The sequence below is a fragment of the Hymenobacter profundi genome (assembly GCF_019334315.1).
Lineage (GTDB): Bacteria > Bacteroidota > Bacteroidia > Cytophagales > Hymenobacteraceae > Hymenobacter > Hymenobacter profundi.
In genome coordinates this window covers 1-18,558 of sequence record NZ_JAHWGL010000097.1, presented here as the reverse complement: position 1 = coordinate 18,558, position 18,558 = coordinate 1, and the positions used below count along the sequence as shown (strand labels likewise).

The 18,558-nt window shown below is 59.1% G+C and carries 13 protein-coding genes; 6 read left to right on the top strand and 7 right to left on the bottom strand.

Annotation, left to right across the window (positions count from 1 at the left end):
* Window positions 1–44: 44 nt before the first annotated feature.
* Together KYK14_RS17860 and KYK14_RS17855 are read right to left on the bottom strand one after the other, a co-directional pair.
* Window positions 45–623 carry a fasciclin domain-containing protein gene (locus KYK14_RS17860; RefSeq protein WP_219160739.1) on the bottom strand — a complete coding sequence of 193 codons (579 nt, stop codon included), beginning with the start codon at window positions 621–623 and terminating at the stop codon, window positions 45–47.
* A gap of 231 nt (window positions 624–854) precedes the next feature.
* Window positions 855–1,460, bottom strand: coding sequence for a DUF4136 domain-containing protein (locus tag KYK14_RS17855; protein ID WP_185281538.1), 606 nt, complete (start codon window positions 1,458–1,460; stop codon window positions 855–857).
* A gap of 305 nt (window positions 1,461–1,765) precedes the next feature.
* Between KYK14_RS17855 and KYK14_RS17850 the strand changes: the two genes are divergently transcribed.
* On the top strand, window positions 1,766–2,218 hold the full coding sequence (locus tag KYK14_RS17850; protein WP_219160737.1) for a hypothetical protein: 453 nt from the start codon (window positions 1,766–1,768) through the stop codon (window positions 2,216–2,218).
* Between the two features lie 116 nt (window positions 2,219–2,334).
* On the opposite strand, the gene KYK14_RS17845 is transcribed toward KYK14_RS17850, so the two are convergent.
* Window positions 2,335–2,736 carry a hypothetical protein gene (locus KYK14_RS17845; RefSeq protein ID WP_185281536.1) on the bottom strand — a complete coding sequence of 134 codons (402 nt, stop codon included), beginning with the start codon at window positions 2,734–2,736 and terminating at the stop codon, window positions 2,335–2,337.
* A gap of 305 nt (window positions 2,737–3,041) precedes the next feature.
* Between KYK14_RS17845 and KYK14_RS17840 the strand changes: the two genes are divergently transcribed.
* From KYK14_RS17840 to KYK14_RS17825, 4 genes are all read left to right on the top strand, one after another.
* Window positions 3,042–4,208 (top strand): methionine aminotransferase, encoded by a 1,167-nt coding sequence (locus tag KYK14_RS17840; RefSeq protein ID WP_219160735.1) that lies wholly within the window; start codon window positions 3,042–3,044, stop codon window positions 4,206–4,208.
* A 58-nt stretch (window positions 4,209–4,266) separates the two neighbouring features.
* Window positions 4,267–5,070: an amidohydrolase gene (locus KYK14_RS17835; RefSeq protein ID WP_219160733.1), complete on the top strand. Its 804-nt coding sequence runs from the start codon at window positions 4,267–4,269 to the stop codon at window positions 5,068–5,070.
* Between the two features lie 131 nt (window positions 5,071–5,201).
* Window positions 5,202–5,903: a hypothetical protein gene (locus tag KYK14_RS17830; protein WP_219160732.1), complete on the top strand. Its 702-nt coding sequence runs from the start codon at window positions 5,202–5,204 to the stop codon at window positions 5,901–5,903.
* A 241-nt stretch (window positions 5,904–6,144) separates the two neighbouring features.
* The gene (locus KYK14_RS17825) at window positions 6,145–6,660 is read left to right on the top strand and encodes a hypothetical protein (RefSeq protein WP_219160730.1); all 516 of its coding nucleotides are present in this window, start codon (window positions 6,145–6,147) and stop codon (window positions 6,658–6,660) included.
* A gap of 97 nt (window positions 6,661–6,757) precedes the next feature.
* On the opposite strand, the gene KYK14_RS17820 is transcribed toward KYK14_RS17825, so the two are convergent.
* The 3 genes from KYK14_RS17820 to KYK14_RS17810 all read right to left on the bottom strand — a co-directional run bounded on the left by KYK14_RS17820 (window position 6,758) and on the right by KYK14_RS17810 (window position 15,848).
* Entirely contained in the window at window positions 6,758–7,729 is a 972-nt protein-coding gene (locus KYK14_RS17820) for a PorP/SprF family type IX secretion system membrane protein (protein WP_219160728.1), read from the bottom strand.
* A gap of 145 nt (window positions 7,730–7,874) precedes the next feature.
* Window positions 7,875–13,169: a T9SS type B sorting domain-containing protein gene (locus KYK14_RS17815; RefSeq protein ID WP_219160727.1), complete on the bottom strand. Its 5,295-nt coding sequence runs from the start codon at window positions 13,167–13,169 to the stop codon at window positions 7,875–7,877.
* A gap of 378 nt (window positions 13,170–13,547) precedes the next feature.
* Window positions 13,548–15,848, bottom strand: a complete 2,301-nt coding sequence (locus tag KYK14_RS17810) for a T9SS type A sorting domain-containing protein (RefSeq protein ID WP_219160725.1) — start codon at window positions 15,846–15,848, stop codon at window positions 13,548–13,550.
* A gap of 60 nt (window positions 15,849–15,908) precedes the next feature.
* Between KYK14_RS17810 and KYK14_RS17805 the strand changes: the two genes are divergently transcribed.
* Entirely contained in the window at window positions 15,909–17,213 is a 1,305-nt protein-coding gene (locus tag KYK14_RS17805; RefSeq protein WP_219160723.1) for a UDP-N-acetylmuramoyl-tripeptide--D-alanyl-D-alanine ligase, read from the top strand.
* A gap of 178 nt (window positions 17,214–17,391) precedes the next feature.
* Here the strand turns inward: KYK14_RS17805 and KYK14_RS17800 are convergent, their stop codons facing one another.
* Window positions 17,392–18,474 (bottom strand): SMP-30/gluconolactonase/LRE family protein, encoded by a 1,083-nt coding sequence (locus tag KYK14_RS17800; protein ID WP_246601914.1) that lies wholly within the window; start codon window positions 18,472–18,474, stop codon window positions 17,392–17,394.
* Window positions 18,475–18,558: the final 84 nt, after the last annotated feature.

Here is an 18,558-nt window from a genome sequence, read left to right as displayed (position 1 = left end):
GTGCAGTGCACAGCGGGCCGTTGTGGTAAAAGGTAGGGCCGCTATTATTTCGGCATCAGCACCTTGTCGATTACGTGAATCACGCCGTTGCTTTGCAGCACGTCGTAGGTAGAGATGCTGGCCACGTTGCCGGCTTCATCCACCAGCACCACGTTTTTGGGGCCGTTCATCATGGCCGTCAGCGTGCCGCCGCTCACGGTCTTCAGCGAAGCTTTGCCCTTGCCGGCTTTGATAGCGGCCATAATTTTGTCGGCCGTCATGTTGCCGGCTACCACGTGGTAGGTCAGCACTTTGGTGAGGGTAGCCTTGTTCTCGGGCTTCAGCAGCGTTTCTACGGTGCCGGCGGGCAGGTTCTCAAAGGCATCGTTCACCGGGGCAAACACCGTGAAAGGACCTTTGCCTTGCAGGGTTTCTACCAGGCCAGCGGCCTTCACAGCGGCTACCAGCGTGGTGTGGTCGGCTGAGTTCACAGCGTTGGCCACAATGTTCTTGGAGGGTAGCATGGCCTGGCCGCCTACCATCACGCTAGTGGGCGAAAGCTGTGCTTGCTGGGCCAAAGCAGAAGTAGCGGAAGCAGTGCCCAACAGGGCCACGAAGGCGAGGGAAAACAACTGTTTTTTCATCACGAAGGGGGGTAGGAAAATGAGGGTGAAGGAGAGAGTCTAAATTGGAAGAGTACCACTTGCAAGTCTGGTCTCACCTACGACGCCTTCCTACGCACCGGATTTAATGGCCTACCTAATTTCTTTTTCAAAAGCTCCGTACGCGCCACTCAAGCGGCTATTTCGCAAATACAAAAAAGCCCCTTTCAATAAGTGAAAGAGGCTTTTACGGCGGAGGTTACTCTTGGAAAATTATGATTTTTGCGCCGGAAATTTATCCAGAATATCACGTGCCGATTCGGAGAACTGTTTGCCAAAGCTGCCTGGGTTGTTCACAGGGTCGGCAATGGAGCCGCGCCATACTAGGTCGTTGGTGCTGGCGTCGATGATGTCCACAATCATCGTCCCTTCCTTGTACTGCTCGGTGCGGTAGCCGGTGTTATTGAAGTAAGCCGGCGAGTACCAATAGCCGTAATTGATGGGCAGGAAGCCCCCGCGGTACGACACGGCGTAGGGGTAGGCGAAGCCCGCGGCGGGCGGATTGGAAACCGTGCGCTCGGCGTCTTCCACATAGAGGTGGTAGGTGATGTAGAAATCCGGCTTGGCATTGCCGCTCACCTGCCGGATACCCCGATTGTTCAGCTCCTGGCTGATGGCGCCCTGAATCATCTCGTCGGCTAGGCTGCTTTTGTAGATGGGGTTGGCGTCGCCAGTGGTTTTCACGTCGGTCTTGGCCCAGTCGTAGGTGCGGAAACGGCTGAAGTTGACGCCCTGCTTTTCCTGCACGTTCACGGAAGAGCAGCTGCTCAGCCAGCCAACCAGCAGCAGCAAGCACAAGGTACTTATGGAAATTTTCATGATTTTCAGAGGGAATAGAATGAGAAAGAGTTACTTACCCAATACTCTTTTCAGCAAATGAGGTTACGTTGAGCTACCAAGCGTAGCTTTCAGAATAAACTAGTGCCGGACTATCCGCGTATGATAGCGCGCAGGGTAGTGTGCACTACCCCTTTGGTGGAGACGGCTCAGGGGCTGCCAGCGGGCGAGACAATTTTTTGAGTTGGAAACCAGTCGGTTACTGCTGTTTACGCCTAGCCCTGCAACCATTGGCCTACAGCAGGGCTCTTGTTCATGGAAAATATTCAGTCTTACTATTTATTTCTATGATTATACCGTCGCGTCTACTGTTGTGTGCCTGTTCCTTCCTGGGAGTTGGGCTGTTTTGGACGGGCGACCAAGTGGCCCCTACCTTTACGGGGAAGCCCATTCCCGTGCAATGGGAGCTGCGTATGCTGGACGGGAAGCCCGTGGCCCGGCACCATCGCTACCTCGATAAAGCTCTGCTCCCTGCCTTGCCTACTGACACCGCACTAGCCAAGGCCAAGCTCCGCACAGGCACCTGCCTGCCCTCGTTTGGTACGCAGCTAGCCGGTACCATGCGCCTGATTGTGACGATGCTGGAAGCTGATAACTCAACCCTTGATTTTGGTCTGCGCTACCTTAGTCTACTCCAAGACGTCCGGACGTACGAGATGCGCGGCAACCGGCTGTGCCTATATGATACCGACAACCCAGCTCCCCGGCTGATTTTTGTAGCCGCCTCCCCCTCGTCTTAGAAGGATGTAGAGACGCTTCGTTGCGTCTCATTGAGCTCAAACATCTTCTTAACCAAAACAAGAAGCGCCGGCACGAATTATTTCGCGCCGGCGCTTCTTGTTTATGTATTTGATTTCTAGTTGCTTTCGCCGGCCCAGCGGCGGGCGTCGTCCACGCTGGCAAAATACCTCGTGTCGAAGGGCACGTGAGCCGAGGCGCGAGTCAGGATGTTGTCGATGCCCATTTGGTTGAGCGCATCGTTGGATACCACCACTGCCAGGCGGTCAACGCCCAACTTAGTGAACTCCGGAAACCACTCTTGATTCATCCAATCCTGATCGGTAGGCCGAATAGTCCGCATCTTGGCGTTGTTGCCGATCCAACCCCGCACCCGATGGTGCCGCCCCAGGCGTAAGGCTTCCATCAACGAGGAACGAAGCTGCTGGCTATTGGCAAAATCCAGCCATTCTGTTTCGAGCACCCGCGTCCGCTCATCCAATAGAATATTGAGGTAGGGGACAGCAAACAACACTTTCATAGAAGCAAAGCAAGCAAAAATAGATGCGAAAACAGGGTAGGCCAGCAGCCGTTGACGGCCATACGCCGAAGCATGTACAAAGATGCACCTGCCTTTGTTGGAAAAAAACGGTTGTGTCAAGCCGAATGCAAATAGCGTGTCAAATAGGATAAGACGTGCTCAGTGGGCAAAAATAATGGTCTGTTGAGCGCGCTGAGGCGTCTATTCTGAGTGCCTGAAAAGACTACGCGCCTACCCCAACTTCAGTCACATCAGGTCAGGTTACGTATCTGATGCGGTCCGCAAAACGGCCCTACCTTACCGGCATGAAATTTTCGTCGAAGCTGCCCGATGTGGGCACCAGTATTTTCTCGGTGATGACCCAGCTGGCGCAGGAGCATGGCGCCATCAACCTGGCCCAGGGCTTCCCCGATTTCGACCCACCCGCCAACCTCACCGAGGCCCTGGTGCGCCACGCTGCTGCCATCGGACAGCAACAGTATGCGCCCATGCCCGGCCTGTTGCGCCTGCGCGAGCTGATCAGCCAGAAAACCGCCGCGCTCTACCACGTATCCGCCCCCAACCCAGCCACCGACATCACCATCACCAGCGGAGCCACCGAGGGGCTGTACGCGGTACTGGCAGCCACTGTGCGTCCCGGCGACGAAGTGCTGGTGCTAGAGCCAGCCTACGACCTCTACGGCCCTGCTATCCGGTTGCAGGGCGGCACGCCCGTGTACGTACCCCTGCTGTTCCCCAGCTTCCGCCCCGACTGGGACCGGGTAGCGGCCAGCCTCACGCCGCGCACGCGCCTTGTCTTGCTTAACACGCCCCACAACCCCAGCGGCGCCGTGCTCACCACCCAGGATTTCGACACGCTGGCCGGGCTACTGGAAAACACGGACACACTGGTGCTGAGCGATGAAGTATATGAGCATTTGGTATTTGATGGGCAGGCGCACCGCAGCGTATTGCAGCACCCTGCCCTGGCAGAGCGGGCGTTTGTGCTGTCGTCGTTTGGCAAAACCTACCACGCTACGGGCTGGAAGGTAGGGTATTGCATTGCGCCGGCGCTGCTCACGGCCGAGGTGCGCCGGGTGCACCAGTTCCTGACCTTTAGTGTGAGCACGCCCACCCAACACGCCCTGGCCGACGTGCTAGCCCACGCCGACCACTACCGCGAGCTACCAGCCTTCTACCAGCAAAAACGCGACCTATTTGTGGACCTGTTGCGCGGCACAGGCTTCGAGTTGCTACCCGCTGCTGGCGCCTACTTTCTGCTGGCGCGCTACGCGGCCCTAGCGCCGCACGAGTCGGATACTGAGTTTGCCCATCGTCTTACCCGCGAGGCGGGCGTGGCTGTGGTGCCCGTGTCGGCTTTCTACCACGATGGGCGAGATGAAGGGCTAGTACGGTTTTGCTTTGCCAAAAAGGCCGAAACGTTGCAGGAGGCAACTGCACGGCTGCATGCTTTTAGCAAACGATACGTATAGGTATATATTCTTTATTATTGCATAATTTATCATAAATTAATACCAAAAAAGATACTGTATGGCTGATTTCACATTATCGTTTGTGCAGACGGCGTTGCACTGGCACCAGCCCGCCACCAACCGGGCCTTGCTGGAGCATCATATCGACACAATTTCTCTATCCATTGACCTGATTGTGCTGCCGGAAATGTTTGCCACGGGCTTCACGATGGAGGCGGCTGCTTTAGCCGAAGACATGGATGGTCCTACTGTGCAATGGATGCAGCGTATGGCCGCGGCTCGCAATGCCGTCGTCACGGGTAGCCTCATCATCCGCGACAACGGCCAGCACTACAACCGCCTGCTCTGGGTGCGCCCCGACGGTACCCTGAGCTACTACGATAAGCGCCATCGCTTTGGCATGGCCGGCGAAACCAACGTGTATGCTGCCGGGCAGGCGCGGCTGCTGGAGGAGTGGCGTGGGTGGCGCATCTGCCCGCTGGTGTGCTACGATTTGCGCTTCCCGGTATGGAGCCGCAACGCCGCAACAGCCCCTTACGACCTGCTGCTGTACGTGGCCAACTGGCCCGCCGCCCGCCGCGACGCCTGGATGGCGCTGCTCCGCGCCCGCGCCATCGAGAATGTTGCGTACGTGCTGGGCGTCAACCGGGTAGGCACCGACGGTAACAACCTGGAATACGCCGGCGACTCGGCGCTACTAGATATGCGCGGCGACTATCTGGTGGAAGTCGGTAACCAAGAAACCAGCATCACCCGCACCCTACGCCGCACCGACTTGGATGCGTTCCGGGAGCAGTTCCCCGCCCTCTACGACGCCGATACATTCGAGGTGCGCCCTGATGACCCGGCGTCGCGCTGGTAAGGGTAGGATAGAGTTGCGTTACGCGCAAGTTGCCAATGCATTACGCACACATTATCATTTGCAATGTGTGCGTAATGCATTACCCACACAGCTTACCTTACGCCCGTCTATTACACAATAAGCTAATCAATATGAAAGCATTGTTAGTATCTGGGGTAGTGTTGGTGTCGCTTGTGGCCTGTCAAAAAGACAAAGAAGATGAGGTGCAGCCTGAGCCTACCTACGCCGATTGGTATGCTATCAAATCTCCCGATGCGTACGCTATTGAAGCCGTTACGGGTGACATCGACGGCACGTTGGTTATCGTGACCAGTCGTCAGGTTTACCAGACCAAAGACCGGGGCAAAACGTGGCGCACGTCCAACTACAACTCCAACATTGGCCTATTCGGCCTTGCCCAGGCGCAGGATACGCTGCTACTGTTGGATACCCAGACCCACAGAGGCGACACTCCCTTTATCCTCGCTTCCAATCCTTCCTATTTCAGCCTAGATAAGGGGCTGACATGGCAGCGCTACCGCAACTGGCGTTACGACTCGCACCAGCCGCAAGTGGCTCGTAACCAAGCTATGTCGTTGTCGGGCTCTTCCTACGAAATTGATGTTTTACAAACACCGGTTGCCGGTAGTTGGGTAGAAACAGTAGGTGTGGTAAGCACTACGGGCCGCAAGCTTGCCCTACCCCAGTCACACCAGATTAAAAGCCTGTATTTCGATACGAAATCGCGGCTGTACGTAGCAGCGTCGGCGCCAATTTGCGGCCAGAGAGAGAAGTTCGCTTTCTGCGGTGAGGAAAACGGGATACTCTATGTATCGAAAGAACCGCAGCCATAGAGCGCCCTTTGCTGCTATGTAGAGGCAGCATCGCTAAGCCACGGCTAAAAGCTATTTATCGCAATGGTAGTCCTCGGACTAGTATTGGAAAAGTAGTAGCTTTCCGTAGCCTTCTCGTGTCAACATTGCGCTTTGTCGCTTCTGCATGCCCTACTGTTGGCTTCGTCTTGCTCTCTTCCTCGGTTTGCTCAGTGCGGCACTTCCAAGCCAGGCACAAGCGCAGCTCCCCTTACACACTTTCTTGCAGCAAAACTTTGATAGTACAATCATCTGTCAGCGTAGTTCCAGTCGGAATAACTCGCCGAACTACCTGATCCTGGCCGCCTATCAAAATCAACTTACGTTCTTCACCTATCGCAGCCCGTACCGGGATATACTCGGCCGTTATTTTCCCGGTCAGCTCGTGCAGAAATTCAGTCAGGAAGAGTCGCGTTTCCGCGCCACTACACCTGATACAAACCGCTATCTGCTGCCCCAGCCAATCGCGTCGGAGGTGCTTCGGCGTAGCTGGGAAAGCTTGCAGCCACCTCACCTTTGGGCCATTCAGGGGGATGAGCAAGCGCGAAGAACCTCGGGAAACTGTGCCGTGGACGACGGGGAGGACATCACGTTGTACCTGATTGACAAAAAAATGATTCGGAGCGCGCACTTTTATGCGCCTGCCTCTTTGGAAGCGTGTGCAGGCAAAGACGTCGGCCGACAGCAAGTCATTCAGGTCAGCAATACGTTGCAACGACTTCTCCAACGGGTGCGTTAGCCGTGCTCAAGCAAACCAACCGTGCGACTCACCTTTCGGGAAACCAACAAATGTGAGCGGCACACTTATGTAGGTTCAACCAGTGCGCAAATAAGCTCTACCAGAACCTATTCGTGCATACCACCTGCGCTTTCTTCTTCAGGCGCAAGCCCAGTAGTATCTCGTGACTGCCGTAGTGGTAGTTGTTGAGCTTGGAAAGGCCGGCATCGTAGGAGTAGCCGATGGTGAACTGCTCGTAGCTGAGGCCTGCCAGCGCAATCACCGAGTCGAAGGCGCGCCAGGAGGCGCCTACCCACAGCAGGTCGCGGTACTTGAGCTTGGCGTTAAGATCGACGGAAAGCGGGGCTGGATTCACGGTCTTCACCAGCACCGACGGCACCAACGACCAGTCCTGGCTGAGCGGCACCCGCACCCCACCCGTGAAGAAGTAGTGCCGCTTCAGGGCGTTGCCGGGTGCGCCCGCACTCACTTGATCGGGGCCGTAGGAGAAGTCGAGCTTGTTGCCCAGCAGCTGGGTGCTGGATACGCCCACGTAAAAATCGGAGCTGTATACCCACAGACCCACCGAGCCATCGAGCACCCGCGAGGCGGCACTGGCGGCCACGGTGGTAGGGTCGTAGAACTGGAGCTGGTTGCCATCTACGGCAAACTGCTGCATGCCTATGGATGCGCCCAGCGCCGCCCGGATTTTGGGCGTCAGCACTAGGTTGTAGGCGTAGGAAGCGTAGGCGCTGGTGCGGCTGGTAGGGCCAGTCACGTCGCGGTACACTAGGCCCCCGATGGCGTGGAACGGCCGGCGCCGGTCGTTCAGGGTGCGTTTGCTGGTGCTGCGCCATTTGCCCAGCGAAGAGCTACCGCTGAGGTAGAATGTCTTGGGGGCGCCATCCAGCCCTACCCACTGGGTGCGGTAGCTGGCCTTGATATCAATGTAGTCCTCAACCCCGGTGGCACCAGGGTTGAGGAGGTAGTTGTTGTTCATGTACTGGCTGTACTGCGCTTCCTGCTGGGCCAGCGCGGGCACAGCGGCTAGTAGCAGTGGAAGCAACAATAGAAGTAAAGCTCTTTTCATACCTGTGGGAGTTATTCAGTTGTAGTTCTGAGCGTTATGCTGAGCATGGCCGAAGCATCTCTACCGCTCCATTGCAGCAACGAAAAATTACTCACGGTAGAGATGCTTCGGCTGCGCTCAACATGACGTTCTAATTCTATCAAACTCAATACAAAATCGTAATCGAACCGCTGTACGACCGGCCCAGGGGGCCTTTCGTGACGACGACGTAGTAGTAGGTACCAACCGGAGCGGGCTGGCCGTTGATGTCGCCGCGCCACTCATTGGATCGGCCGTAGTTTTCGGCGGAAAAAATCTTGGTGCCCCAGCGGTTGTACACCGTCACGGTGTTGTCGGGGAATTGCTCGATGAACTCAATCTGCCAGGTATCGTCGCGGCCGTCGCCGTTGGGGGTGAAGGCGTTGGGAATGCGGATGGGTGGGCGCACGGTCACGGTTACCTCGTCCGAATCGGCGCAGCCACCGGAGCCGGCCGAGAGCGTGTAGGTAGTGGTGACGGTAGGCGAAGCCGTGGGGTGCAGCGGGTCGGCAGGCGATATGAAGAGACCGGCTGCTGGGGTCCAGGTGACGGGGTAGGTGCCATCGGCGCGGCCTTCTAGCGTTACGGAGCTACCAGCCAAAATCTCCTTGTCGGGACCGGCATCTACATCTACCGGCGGCTGAATCCGCACTGGTACGCCATTGGAGGTCACCGTGACGGGTTGGCCGCAGCTATTAACGGTGCTCAAGCGTAGCGTTACAACCTGTCCCTCGCGCAACGTACTGCTTGTGAAGACCGGACCCGCGGCTACAGGGTTGCCATCTACCAGCCACTGATACGTGGGGGTAGGCCCGGCCTCCGTGACACTGGCAATACTGAACGTGATGGGTTCACCCACACAAACCGGCCCGCTTGGTTGGGCGGCAATGGCGAGGGTAGGCGTGGGGGTAGGTGTGCGCGTAACCGTGACGGTTGCCACGGCGGGCCCGGTGCTGCACAGCCCCGCGGTAGGCGTCACCTCCACCCGCACCTGGTCGCCGGTGACGAGGGTGCTGCTGGTGAAGCTAGGCCCGTTAGCTACAGCTGTACCGTTCACGAACCACTGGAAGGTAGGCGCAGCACCGGCGTTGGTAGCCACTGCCGTGAAGGTCAGCGGCGAGCCGGGGCACGACGCAGGCGGCGTTGCCACGGTGACGGTCGGCGTTACAAGGGGCTGCACCTGGATGGTTACCACGTTGGATACCACCGTGGAGCAAGTGCCCGTGCCGGAAGTCACCCGGCGGCGGAAGTAAGTAGTAGCCGTAAGTGCGCCGGGGGCATAGGCCTCCCCGGTGGCACCGGCCACAGCCGTCCAGTTCGTGTTGTCGGCCGAGGCTTCCCACTGGTAAGCAAACGTGCCCGTGCCGCCGATGGCCGCGCCGGTGCTGGTGAGCGGCGCCGGCGCGGCATTCGCGCAAATCGTTTGATCGGCGGCGATGCTGCCCGCGGTCAGAGTCGGCAGTATGGTCAGCGTCACCACGTTGGATACCACTGGCCCGCACGCGCCCGACGTCACCTGGCGCCGGAAATAGGTAGTGGCCGTGAGTGCGCCGGGAGCGAAGGTCTCACCCGTAGCACCGGCAATAGCCGTCCAGGTGGCATTATTGGCTGAAGATTCCCACTGATAGGCAAACGTGCCCGTGCCACCACCAACGGCGGTAGCGCTGATGAGTGGGGTAGGCGTAGCGCCTGGGCAGAGAGTCTGATCGGCAGCAATAGTGCCGGCCGTCAGCGCTGGCGTTACGGTGATGGTCACCACGTTGGATACCACCGGCCCGCATGGCCCCGAGGTAGCCCGGCGGCGGAAGTAGGTAGTGGCAGCTAGAGTGCCCGGCGTATAGGTGGCGCTGGTGGCCCCGCCTATGGCCGCCCAGGTGGCATTATCAGACGAAGATTCCCACTGATAGTCGATAGTGCCATTGCCACCCGTGGCCGCGCCGGTACTGGTGAGCGGCGCCGGCGTGCTACCAGCACACAGCGTCTGGCTGGCGGCAATGGTACCGGCCGTGAGGGCTGGCGTGACGGTGATGGTCACCACGTTGGAAGTCACGGCAGCACACGCCCCGGAGCTTACTTGGCGGCGGAAGTAGGTGGTGCTGGTAAGCGTGCCAGGGGCGTACTCGGCGCCAGTAGCGCCGGGTATGGCCGTCCAGGTGATATTGTTGGGGGAAGATTCCCACTGATACACAAACTGCCCGGTGCCGCCCGTGGGGGCAGCGCTGCTGGTGAGCGGGGCCACGGCACTACCCGCGCACACCGCCTGATCGGCCGCGATGGTACCAGCAATCAGCGCTGGCGTGACGGTGATGGTCACGACATTAGAAGTCACGGCAGCACACGACCCGGAGCTTACCTGACGGCGGAAGGAGGTAGTAGCACTCAACACACCCGGCGCGAAGGCTTCGTTAGTAGCACCAGCAATGGCTGTCCAGGTGGTGTTGCCAGTGGAAGATTCCCACTGGTAGGCAAACGTGCCGGTGCCGCCCGTAGCTGCGGTGCCGGTGAGGGCAGCAGGCGTGCTACCCGCGCACACGGTTTGATCGGTGGCAATAGTGCCGGCCGTGAGGGCTGGCGTTACCGTGATGGTCACCATGTTAGACGTTACCGGTCCGCAGGCCCCCACTGTTACTCGTCGCCGGAAGGAGGTAGTAACCGTGAGGGCGCCCGGCGCGAACGTCTCGTCCGTGGCCCCAGTAACCCCAATCCAAGTAGTGTTATCCGTTGAGTATTCCCATTGATACGCAAATGTGCCCGTGCCGCCCGTAGCCGCGCCGGTGCTGGTGAGCGGTGCCGGCGTGCTACCCGCGCAAATAGCCTGGCTGGCCGCAATACCGCCGGCTACCAACTCGGGCAGCACGGTCAGCGTCACCACGTTGGATACCACTGGCGCGCAGGAAGCAGACGTGGCCTGGCGACGGAAATAGGTGGTAACCGGCAGAACGCCGGGCGCAAACGTAGCGCCGGTAGCATTCGGTATGGCGGTCCAGGTGGCGTTATCAATAGAAGATTCCCACTGATAGCTTACTGCGCCCGCGCCGCCACTGGCATCGGTGGTGTTTGTGAGCGGGGCGGGGGTAGCACCGGCGCACAGCGTCTGGTCGGCGCCAATGGTGCCAGCTACTAGTGCCGGTGCCACCGTGATAGTCACCACGTTTGACACGGCTGGGGCGCAGGCCGTGCCCGCATTTGCCTGCCGACGGAAAGAGGTAGTAGCCGTGAGGGCGCCCGGTGCGAAGGTCTCGCCATTGGCGCCGGGTAGAGCCGTCCAGGTAGTGTTGTCAATAGAGGATTCCCACTGGTAGGTTACTTGCCCGTTGCCGCCCGTAGCTGGCGCCGTGCTGGTGAGGGCAGCCGGGGTAGCACCAGAGCAAATGCTCTGATCGGCCGCAATGCTACCCGCTACCAAGGCAGGTGTTACGTTGATGGTGATGGGATTGGATACTGCGTTGCAGGGGCCAGAACTAGCCTGGCGGCGGTAGAGGGTAGTAATCGTAGCCGGACCGGGCGTGAGCGTTTCGCTGGTAGCGCCAGCAACGGGAGCCCAGGTAGTGCCATTGTCAGTGGAAGATTCCCACTGGTAGGTAAAGGTGCCCGTGCCGCCTGTGGCCGCGCCGGTGCTCGTAAGAGCAGCAGGGGTGCTACCCGCGCACACGGTCTGATCGGCGGCAATGGTGCCGGCGGTTAAGGCTGGTATCACGGTGACGGCTACCGAGGCCGTGAACGTAGGCGTGCAATAAGGGCCTGAGCCGCTGGGCAGCAGCAACTGCACCCGCCGCCGGAAATACGTGGTAGTGCCGGGCTGCAAACCAGTAGGTGTGTAGCTGGCACCAGTAGCTCCGCCGATATCGGTGAAAGGGCCATTGCTATTGGCTGACTGTTCCCACTGGTACACACCCGGCAAGCCGGCGTCGCTGGTGGCATCGGTGGCAGTGATGGCGGCCGGTGCACTATCTGCGCACACAGTTTGGGGGCCGGCAATGGTGCCCGGTTCGGGCAAGTTCGGTATTCGGACAAGACTGCGCGACTCTCGGCAGAAGCAGTCCGTTGTGATGCGTAGGGTTACGGTATACTCAGCAAAATCCGGGAACCTGTGGGTAGGGTTTGCCTCCGTTGAGGTAGTGCCGTCGCCGAAATCCCAGGCGTATTGTGTGTTGTCGAAATCGATGGGAGGAGCGGTGAAACTTATCGTCTTACACTCTGTTATCTCGCCTCCAAAGCCCACTCGTAGCAAGGAGCTTTGGTTGAAGTTGACCAACCCCAGGCCGCTGGTGCGCCCGCCCAGTTGCAGGCTGTCTTCAGAAAAACCAATGGCTGCGCCCACCGAGTCGGGGTAGGGAATGAAGCCTAGCGCAGTTTCATTGTTGCGGGCCACGTAAATCTTGCCATCCGGTGCGGCCTGCATGGAGCCTAGGTCGGCAGAGGTGGTCAGCGGAATTTCCTGCCGATTAAGCGGACCCTGGCCGCTGATGTCAAATTGCAGCAGCTTGGGCGGGTTCATCACCGTGGCGTACAACTTGCTGCCCGGTACGAACTCAATACCGTAATATTTGCCCTCGCCGCTATCTACAATAAATGGCGTGTTCGGATTTTCGCTTACCTGGCCCGTGCCCGTATCAAAGTTGAATAGCTCTACAGTGCTGGTGCTGTCATTTAATGTATTGCTATAACGAGCCAGGGCCAGCTGCCCGCCATCGGGCGTTATCTTCATCTGGCCCTTGTAGCCCACCGACGACTCACTTGGCGCGTGCAGGCTGCCTACAGTGGAGATAATAGGGGTAGCGTCTACCCCCGTTACCCGCACGCGGTAGGCCAGAAAGGCGTCGCCGCGGTTGTCGTTGCCGGATTTCGCATCGCCCCAGCCGTGCACGATAACCCAGATGTCGCAGCCGTTTTTGTGGAACACGCCCGATAATTTTTCCGCAGTGCCGCTAGCAAGGGGGGTGTTTTTGGTGGCGGCTAGTACCGTACCCGGTCCGCCACCGGCGGGAATCTCGATTTCTGAATAGCTCAGTCCGGCCGTGCTGTTCAACGTGAATAGCAGGTAGCGCGTCGGCTGACCTGCCGTAAATAAACCCGGCTTCCGGATGGGTAGGGCGCCGTCGGTGTTGTTGATGTTGCCGGCCAGCCCTGTGCCGTTGGTCATCACGCTACCGTCGCCGTTCCACACGGTTGTGCCGTTGCTGTAGAACAGAATCTTCCCGTTGGCGTCCGACATCACCCCGGAACCGGCGGGAGCGTCCATCGCGCTGTTGTCCAATACGGTGGGCGGAATGGAGTCGGTGGCCTGGTTGAAATCGAGGCCCGCCTTGAATCCGAAATACCAAGTGTTGGCAAATTTCTCATCGGCTGCACACTCCGGCGGTGGCGCTGGTGCACCTTGCGCCAGGGCCATATTGGCCATGCCGCTTAGCAGCAAGAACAACAGTGTTAGGAACCCACCCGTTGCCAAACGTCTCTTCCTTACTGCATTCGATTGCGCAGAGGGTGGGAAAAGTGTATGGAGCGTAGGTAGGGTAGAAGACAGTAGAGTTAGGGGCATAGTAGGGCGGGTAAGTAGGCGGACAGGTAACGTGCACTTTCAGAGAAAAGTACCTCGTGCCGCCTGCAAGGAGCAAAACCTGCTGGCAAGTTGCTTCGCTACCGCAAAACGCTGCCAGCCAGTCTCAGTAAAGCTACGCACTGCCCGCCAGGTTTGCGCAACGCAAGCGGCGAATAGTGGGGCGCTGAATACAATTTATTACTGCCAAAGGCCAACCCTGGCAGGGCTCCTAGTTCTTTCAGGGTTCAAAGGGAACCGCGCCTACTGCACCACCAGCCGCCGGGTGGTGCGCTGGCCAGCCAGGGTTTCGGCTTGCACCACGTACACGCCGGCGGCGCGGTCGTGTAAGTCGAGGTGGTGGGTGCGGGCGGCGGTGGCGGAGTGGTAGAGCAAGCGGCCAGTCACGTCGAATACCGATACACGCACGGGGTCGGGGGCTTCGAGGGTAGCCGTGCCGCGGGCGGGGTTGGGGTAGAGCTGCACGGCCGTGAGCAGGGTAGGGGCCGTGGGCGCATCCGTGACTACGGTGCCGCGCACGCCATAGGCCACCATGCCGCCGCTTTCGAGGCCAATGAACAATTCAGGGCGTTGGTCGCCGTTGAGGTCGGCCACAGCGAGTATCAGCTGGTTGATGCGGCCTTGTCCCAACCACACAGGCTGGTAGCGACCCAGCAGCTCGTTGTAAAACGTTTCAGGAAGCGGCGTGAACGCGCCTTGCTGCGCCCGAAAATTGGGAAAGAGCTGGATCCGCCCTTCACTATCGGTCACCAGTAAGTCAGGCTGACCATCACCATCGAAATCGGCTACGGCGGGGTTCAGGTTGTAGGCGCGGTTGTCTGGCGCCGGTACGTTCTTGCTGTTCCGTATCTGCCCAAAATCGGCGTTGGCCAGCACAAATGCCTGGCTCAGATTGGCCGCGCCGGTGTTGCGGTAGTAGCGCAGGCTGGTAGCGGCCTGGTCGTTGATGTTGGTGCCAATCAGCAAATCCAGGCGACCGTCGCCGTCCACATCGGTAAAGCACGGCGCGTCGTCGATGTAATTGGGTAGGTTCTGAATCACCTGCGCCGTGGCGGGGTTGAACGCGGCCGGCTGCCCGGCGGGCGAGGTATTCAGCAACACCCGCAACTGACTGGTAGGCGCGGGCGTGCCGTTGGCGTTCATCGGAATCACCATGAGCGCCAGATCGGGGCGGCCGTCCTGGTTGAGGTCTGCGAGTAGGGGCCGGATACCGGCGTACCGCTGCGTAGACAGGTTGAGGTAGTCCTTGGTCATCAGCTGAAACGCCGGCTGCGTGGCCGTGCCCACATTGCGGTAGTAGGTCAGCGAGGCCCGGAAAAAGCCCTTGGCGCCGTTGCGGTTGGTGCTGCCCACCAGCATGTCCACCAGCCCGTCGCCATCGATGTCGGCGAAGGTAGGGGCAGCGCCCTCGCCGGTATCGATTATGCCGCGCTGCAAAAAGTCGTTTTGGCGGTAGGCAAAGTTGGGCACCGCGCCAGCGCTGGTGTTCTCATAAAACCCCACCGACTGCGTGGTATTAATCGTGTCCTGATTATCGAACACGCTGGGCGTCACCACCAGATCGGGGCGGCCGTCGAAGTTCACATCAAGGTGGTAGGCGGTGGGGAAGTTGGCGATACGCACAGGCGTGGTGCCGTTGGGGAAGCTGGCGTTCAGGCCGGCACTGCGCATCAGGGCTTCCGACTTATTGCCGTCGTTGCGCAGGCTCACCAGCTCGGGACAATAGTCGCGGCCGATAAGGGCATCTTGGTCGCCGTCGCCATCTAGATCGAGCAGGGTGATGTTGTGGCCGCCGGTGTGCGCCGTGCCCGCCGGGCGGCAATAAACATTGTTGAAGGAGAACGAAGTGCACGAAGTAGCACACGAAGCAAAGCCGCCCCACTGCTGGGTTACCAGCTCAAACTGTAGCCCACCACAAGGCGCGGGGCTGCTGTTGCGGTAGTACTGTACGACGGAGCTGTTATTGAAATCAAACGTGACAATATCCAGGCGCCCGTCGCCGTCCACATCCTGGAAGGCTGGCATATTATAGCCACCGGGCAGGATGTTGCCCTGCGCTGTATTATTATTGAAATAGCTGAGCTGCGGGCTCACCAATTGGAAATCGGGCCGGCCACCACTGCCGGCCACGTTGCGGTACACGGCAATGTTGCCGCCCGCCGACGTAAACAAGTCGGGCCGACCATCGCAGTCGTAGTCGCGCAACAGCGCCCAGTTCAATAACGTGTTGGGAAACAGCGCTTCGTATTCGGGGGCGTATCGGTACATGCGGCCGCCATTGGGGGAGGCTACGTTCAGGAACGTGAGCGAGCGGTTCGAGACGCGGTCGAACAGGTAGAGGTCCTGCTGCTGGTCGCCGTTGAGGTCGATGGCCGAAAACTGGGGCGAGTTCAGACCGCCCGCCCACGGGTTGGGTAGGGTTTCAGTGCCGTGCACTACTTTTACAAGGTCAGGCCTGCTGACCAGGCCAAACGGCACGCTGGTTTGGGCTGCGGCCACCAACGGACCCGCTATTCCGAATAAGAAAAGTAAAAAACGGTTCATTGGCAGCTGGTTTGGTAGTTGCAACGCACAATCACGTCACGAAAGTACTTCACTAGGTTCATGGTAGATACAGCGGCCCTTTACGCCCGGTTCCTTCAGTGCACCGCCGTCAGCACCGACTCGCGCCAGTCACAGGACAATACCCTGTTTTTTGCGTTGAATGGTCCCAGCTTCCGGGGGCGCGACTTCGCCCCGCAGGCCCTTGTCCAGGGCGCCCGCCACGCCGTCGTCGACGATGCCGCGCTGGCCGCCCAGGACCCCGACCGCTATACCTACGCACCCGACCCGCTCGTGGCTTTACAGGAGCTGGCGCAGTACCACCGCCAGCAGCTACAGATTCCGGTGCTGGCCATCACCGGCTCCAACGGCAAAACCACCACCAAAGAACTGATAAACGCGGTGCTAAGCCGGCGCTACCGCGTGCAGTACACGCGCGGCAACCTCAACAACCACATCGGGGTGCCGCTCACGCTGCTCAGCATCCGGCCGCAGGAGCACGAGTTGGCCATTATAGAGATGGGCGCCAACCACCAAGGCGAAATTGCGCAGCTCTGCGAGCTGGCGGCCCCTACCCACGGTCTGCTCACCAACATCGGCCGCGCCCATCTCGAAGGATTTGGCGGCGCCGAGGGGGTAGCTAAGGGCAAAGGCGAGCTGCTGCTATATCTGGCCGCGCACCACGGCACAGCTTTCGTGAACACCGCCGACGCAAAAATTGCCGAGCGGGCCGAAGCCGTATCGGAGCGCGTTTCTTACCCCGGCCCCACCGATACCTACCCTGCCACGCTGCTCCCCAGCCCCGATTCTGCCGTGCGCCTCCGCTTGTTCGATGGCACCGAGGTAACCGCCCAAATTACCGGCGACTACAACTTCCCCAACTTGGCCGCTGCCGCCGCCGTGGGGGCGTATTTCGAGGTGTCTACTCCGGAAATTGCTGCCGCCCTGGCTGCCTACGCACCTACCAACAACCGCTCCCAGCTGGTGCAAACGGGCCGCAACGAGGTGGTGCTCGATGCCTACAACGCCAACCCCAGCAGCATGGTCGCCGCCCTGCGCAGCTTCGCCGCCCGCCCTACCCAGGCTAGCGGTAAGGTGGTTATCCTGGGCGATATGTTTGAGTTGGGCGAAGAAAGCAGGCGTGAGCATGCCGAAATCGGCCATATACTTGCCGACCTACCAATTGATACAGCAATAGTGATTGGTCAGGAAATGAAGAATGCAGCGCTAACGAATATTGCGGCAAAGCACTTTCCTACCAAAGCCGAAGCCGCCGACTGGCTGAAACAGCAGCCGCTTCAGAACCAGTTAATTCTGATTAAGGGTTCACGTGGCATGGGGCTGGAGACGTTGCTGGAGTTGGTATAAATTTATAGTTAGCCGTTGGCTATTGGCTGATGGCAATCCAAGAGTGTGTTTGTGTTACTACTGAACGGTGTAGAGACGCATACTTGCGTCTCATCGCCTGCGCCGCTAGGAATCGTTTAGGCGCCAGTCGTTCAACGATGAGACGCAAGTATGCGTCTCTATACCGTTCAGCTAATAGCTACTTCCCAATCTTCATCTTATACAACCGAAACGGATACTGCACCTTATCCTCGCCGTTGTTCCATTTGGGCGTCAGGTTGATTTGGGCGGCTGTGAGGTAGAGGTAGCCGTCGGGGCCAATGGCGAAGGTGTCGGGCCAGTGCAGGCGCGGGTCCTGGGCCACGGTCTCGAAGTGGCCGGCGGGCGTTACGCGGCGCACGGCGTGGTTGGGCGAGTCGGTGAGGTAGACGTTGCCGGCCGCGTCGGCAATCATGCCGTGCGAAATGCCGGTTTCGCCTACCACCTCCACATGCTGGGCCACTTGCTGCGGGCTTAGGCTGGCGTCGCGCAAGTACTCGGTTTTGATGCGGTAGAGCTTGGTCTGGTTGATGGCGCGGTAGTAGAAATACTCGAAATCGTGGGTAAGCGCAATGCCATTCACGTTGCTGCTGAACGGCTTACCGGTTTTGTCCTTCACTTCTTTGCCGTCGATACGCAGTACGTAGCCCGGCTCGGCCATCGTCGATTTGTGGCCTTGTAGCAGCAGGCGGCTCTTGCCAGTTTTCAGATCCAGCACCACAATGGCCGCCAGCTTGGGGTCGGAGAGGTAGGCCACTTGCCGACGCGTGTCGATGCGCACGTCGTTGAGGCCGCTTCGCTCGCGTGGAATATCCTCGAAGCGGTAGATACGCTCCACCTGATTGGTTTTCAGATTGATTTTCAAAAGCTTGATGCCCGCAATCAACGGCGCGTCGTCACCAGGATTCGACGGGTCCAGCACCCACAGGTTATCCTCCTGGTCTACAAAAACCGTTTGCACGCTCACGAAGCGCGTGCGCGCTTGCAGGGAGTCCCACTGGTTCCACTCGGCGTTGGGGTAGGGGCGGCGCTGGCCATTCACAATTTCCGCCACGGCATAATCGTAGTTCTTGTCCTTCTTCGGAAACGTCACGAAAATGCGCCCCTGCTGCGACACCGCCACGCCAATGGGCTGGTGCTTGCCAAATTCCGCCACTTGTAGCAGCGGCGTGCCGGCCGTTTGGGCCGCAATGGGTAGGGTAGACATGGTAAGGAACAGCAGGAAAAGGAGCGTTGATTTCATGTAGGGAGAGGTCAGAAGGAGCAGTTTTGTAGCGTTATTATGCTTTACTCTCTGTCATCCTGAGCTTGCGAAGGACCTTCTCAC

What these genes read in the sequence shown, in the direction of transcription:
- KYK14_RS17855 (WP_185281538.1), bottom strand. Translation starts at nt 1,460, where the DNA reads ATGAAAATTTCCATAAGTACCTTGTGCTTGCTGCTGCTGGTTGGCTGG.
- KYK14_RS17800 (WP_246601914.1), bottom strand. Translation starts at nt 18,474, where the DNA reads ATGAAATCAACGCTCCTTTTCCTGCTGTTCCTTACCATGTCTACCCTA.
- KYK14_RS17860 (WP_219160739.1), bottom strand. Translation starts at nt 623, where the DNA reads ATGAAAAAACAGTTGTTTTCCCTCGCCTTCGTGGCCCTGTTGGGCACT.
- KYK14_RS17810 (WP_219160725.1), bottom strand. Translation starts at nt 15,848, where the DNA reads ATGAACCGTTTTTTACTTTTCTTATTCGGAATAGCGGGTCCGTTGGTG.
- KYK14_RS17835 (WP_219160733.1), top strand. Translation starts at nt 4,267, where the DNA reads ATGGCTGATTTCACATTATCGTTTGTGCAGACGGCGTTGCACTGGCAC.
- KYK14_RS17840 (WP_219160735.1), top strand. Translation starts at nt 3,042, where the DNA reads ATGAAATTTTCGTCGAAGCTGCCCGATGTGGGCACCAGTATTTTCTCG.
- KYK14_RS17845 (WP_185281536.1), bottom strand. Translation starts at nt 2,736, where the DNA reads ATGAAAGTGTTGTTTGCTGTCCCCTACCTCAATATTCTATTGGATGAG.
- KYK14_RS17830 (WP_219160732.1), top strand. Translation starts at nt 5,202, where the DNA reads ATGAAAGCATTGTTAGTATCTGGGGTAGTGTTGGTGTCGCTTGTGGCC.
- KYK14_RS17820 (WP_219160728.1), bottom strand. Translation starts at nt 7,729, where the DNA reads ATGAAAAGAGCTTTACTTCTATTGTTGCTTCCACTGCTACTAGCCGCT.
- KYK14_RS17805 (WP_219160723.1), top strand. Translation starts at nt 15,909, where the DNA reads ATGGTAGATACAGCGGCCCTTTACGCCCGGTTCCTTCAGTGCACCGCC.
- KYK14_RS17850 (WP_219160737.1), top strand. Translation starts at nt 1,766, where the DNA reads ATGATTATACCGTCGCGTCTACTGTTGTGTGCCTGTTCCTTCCTGGGA.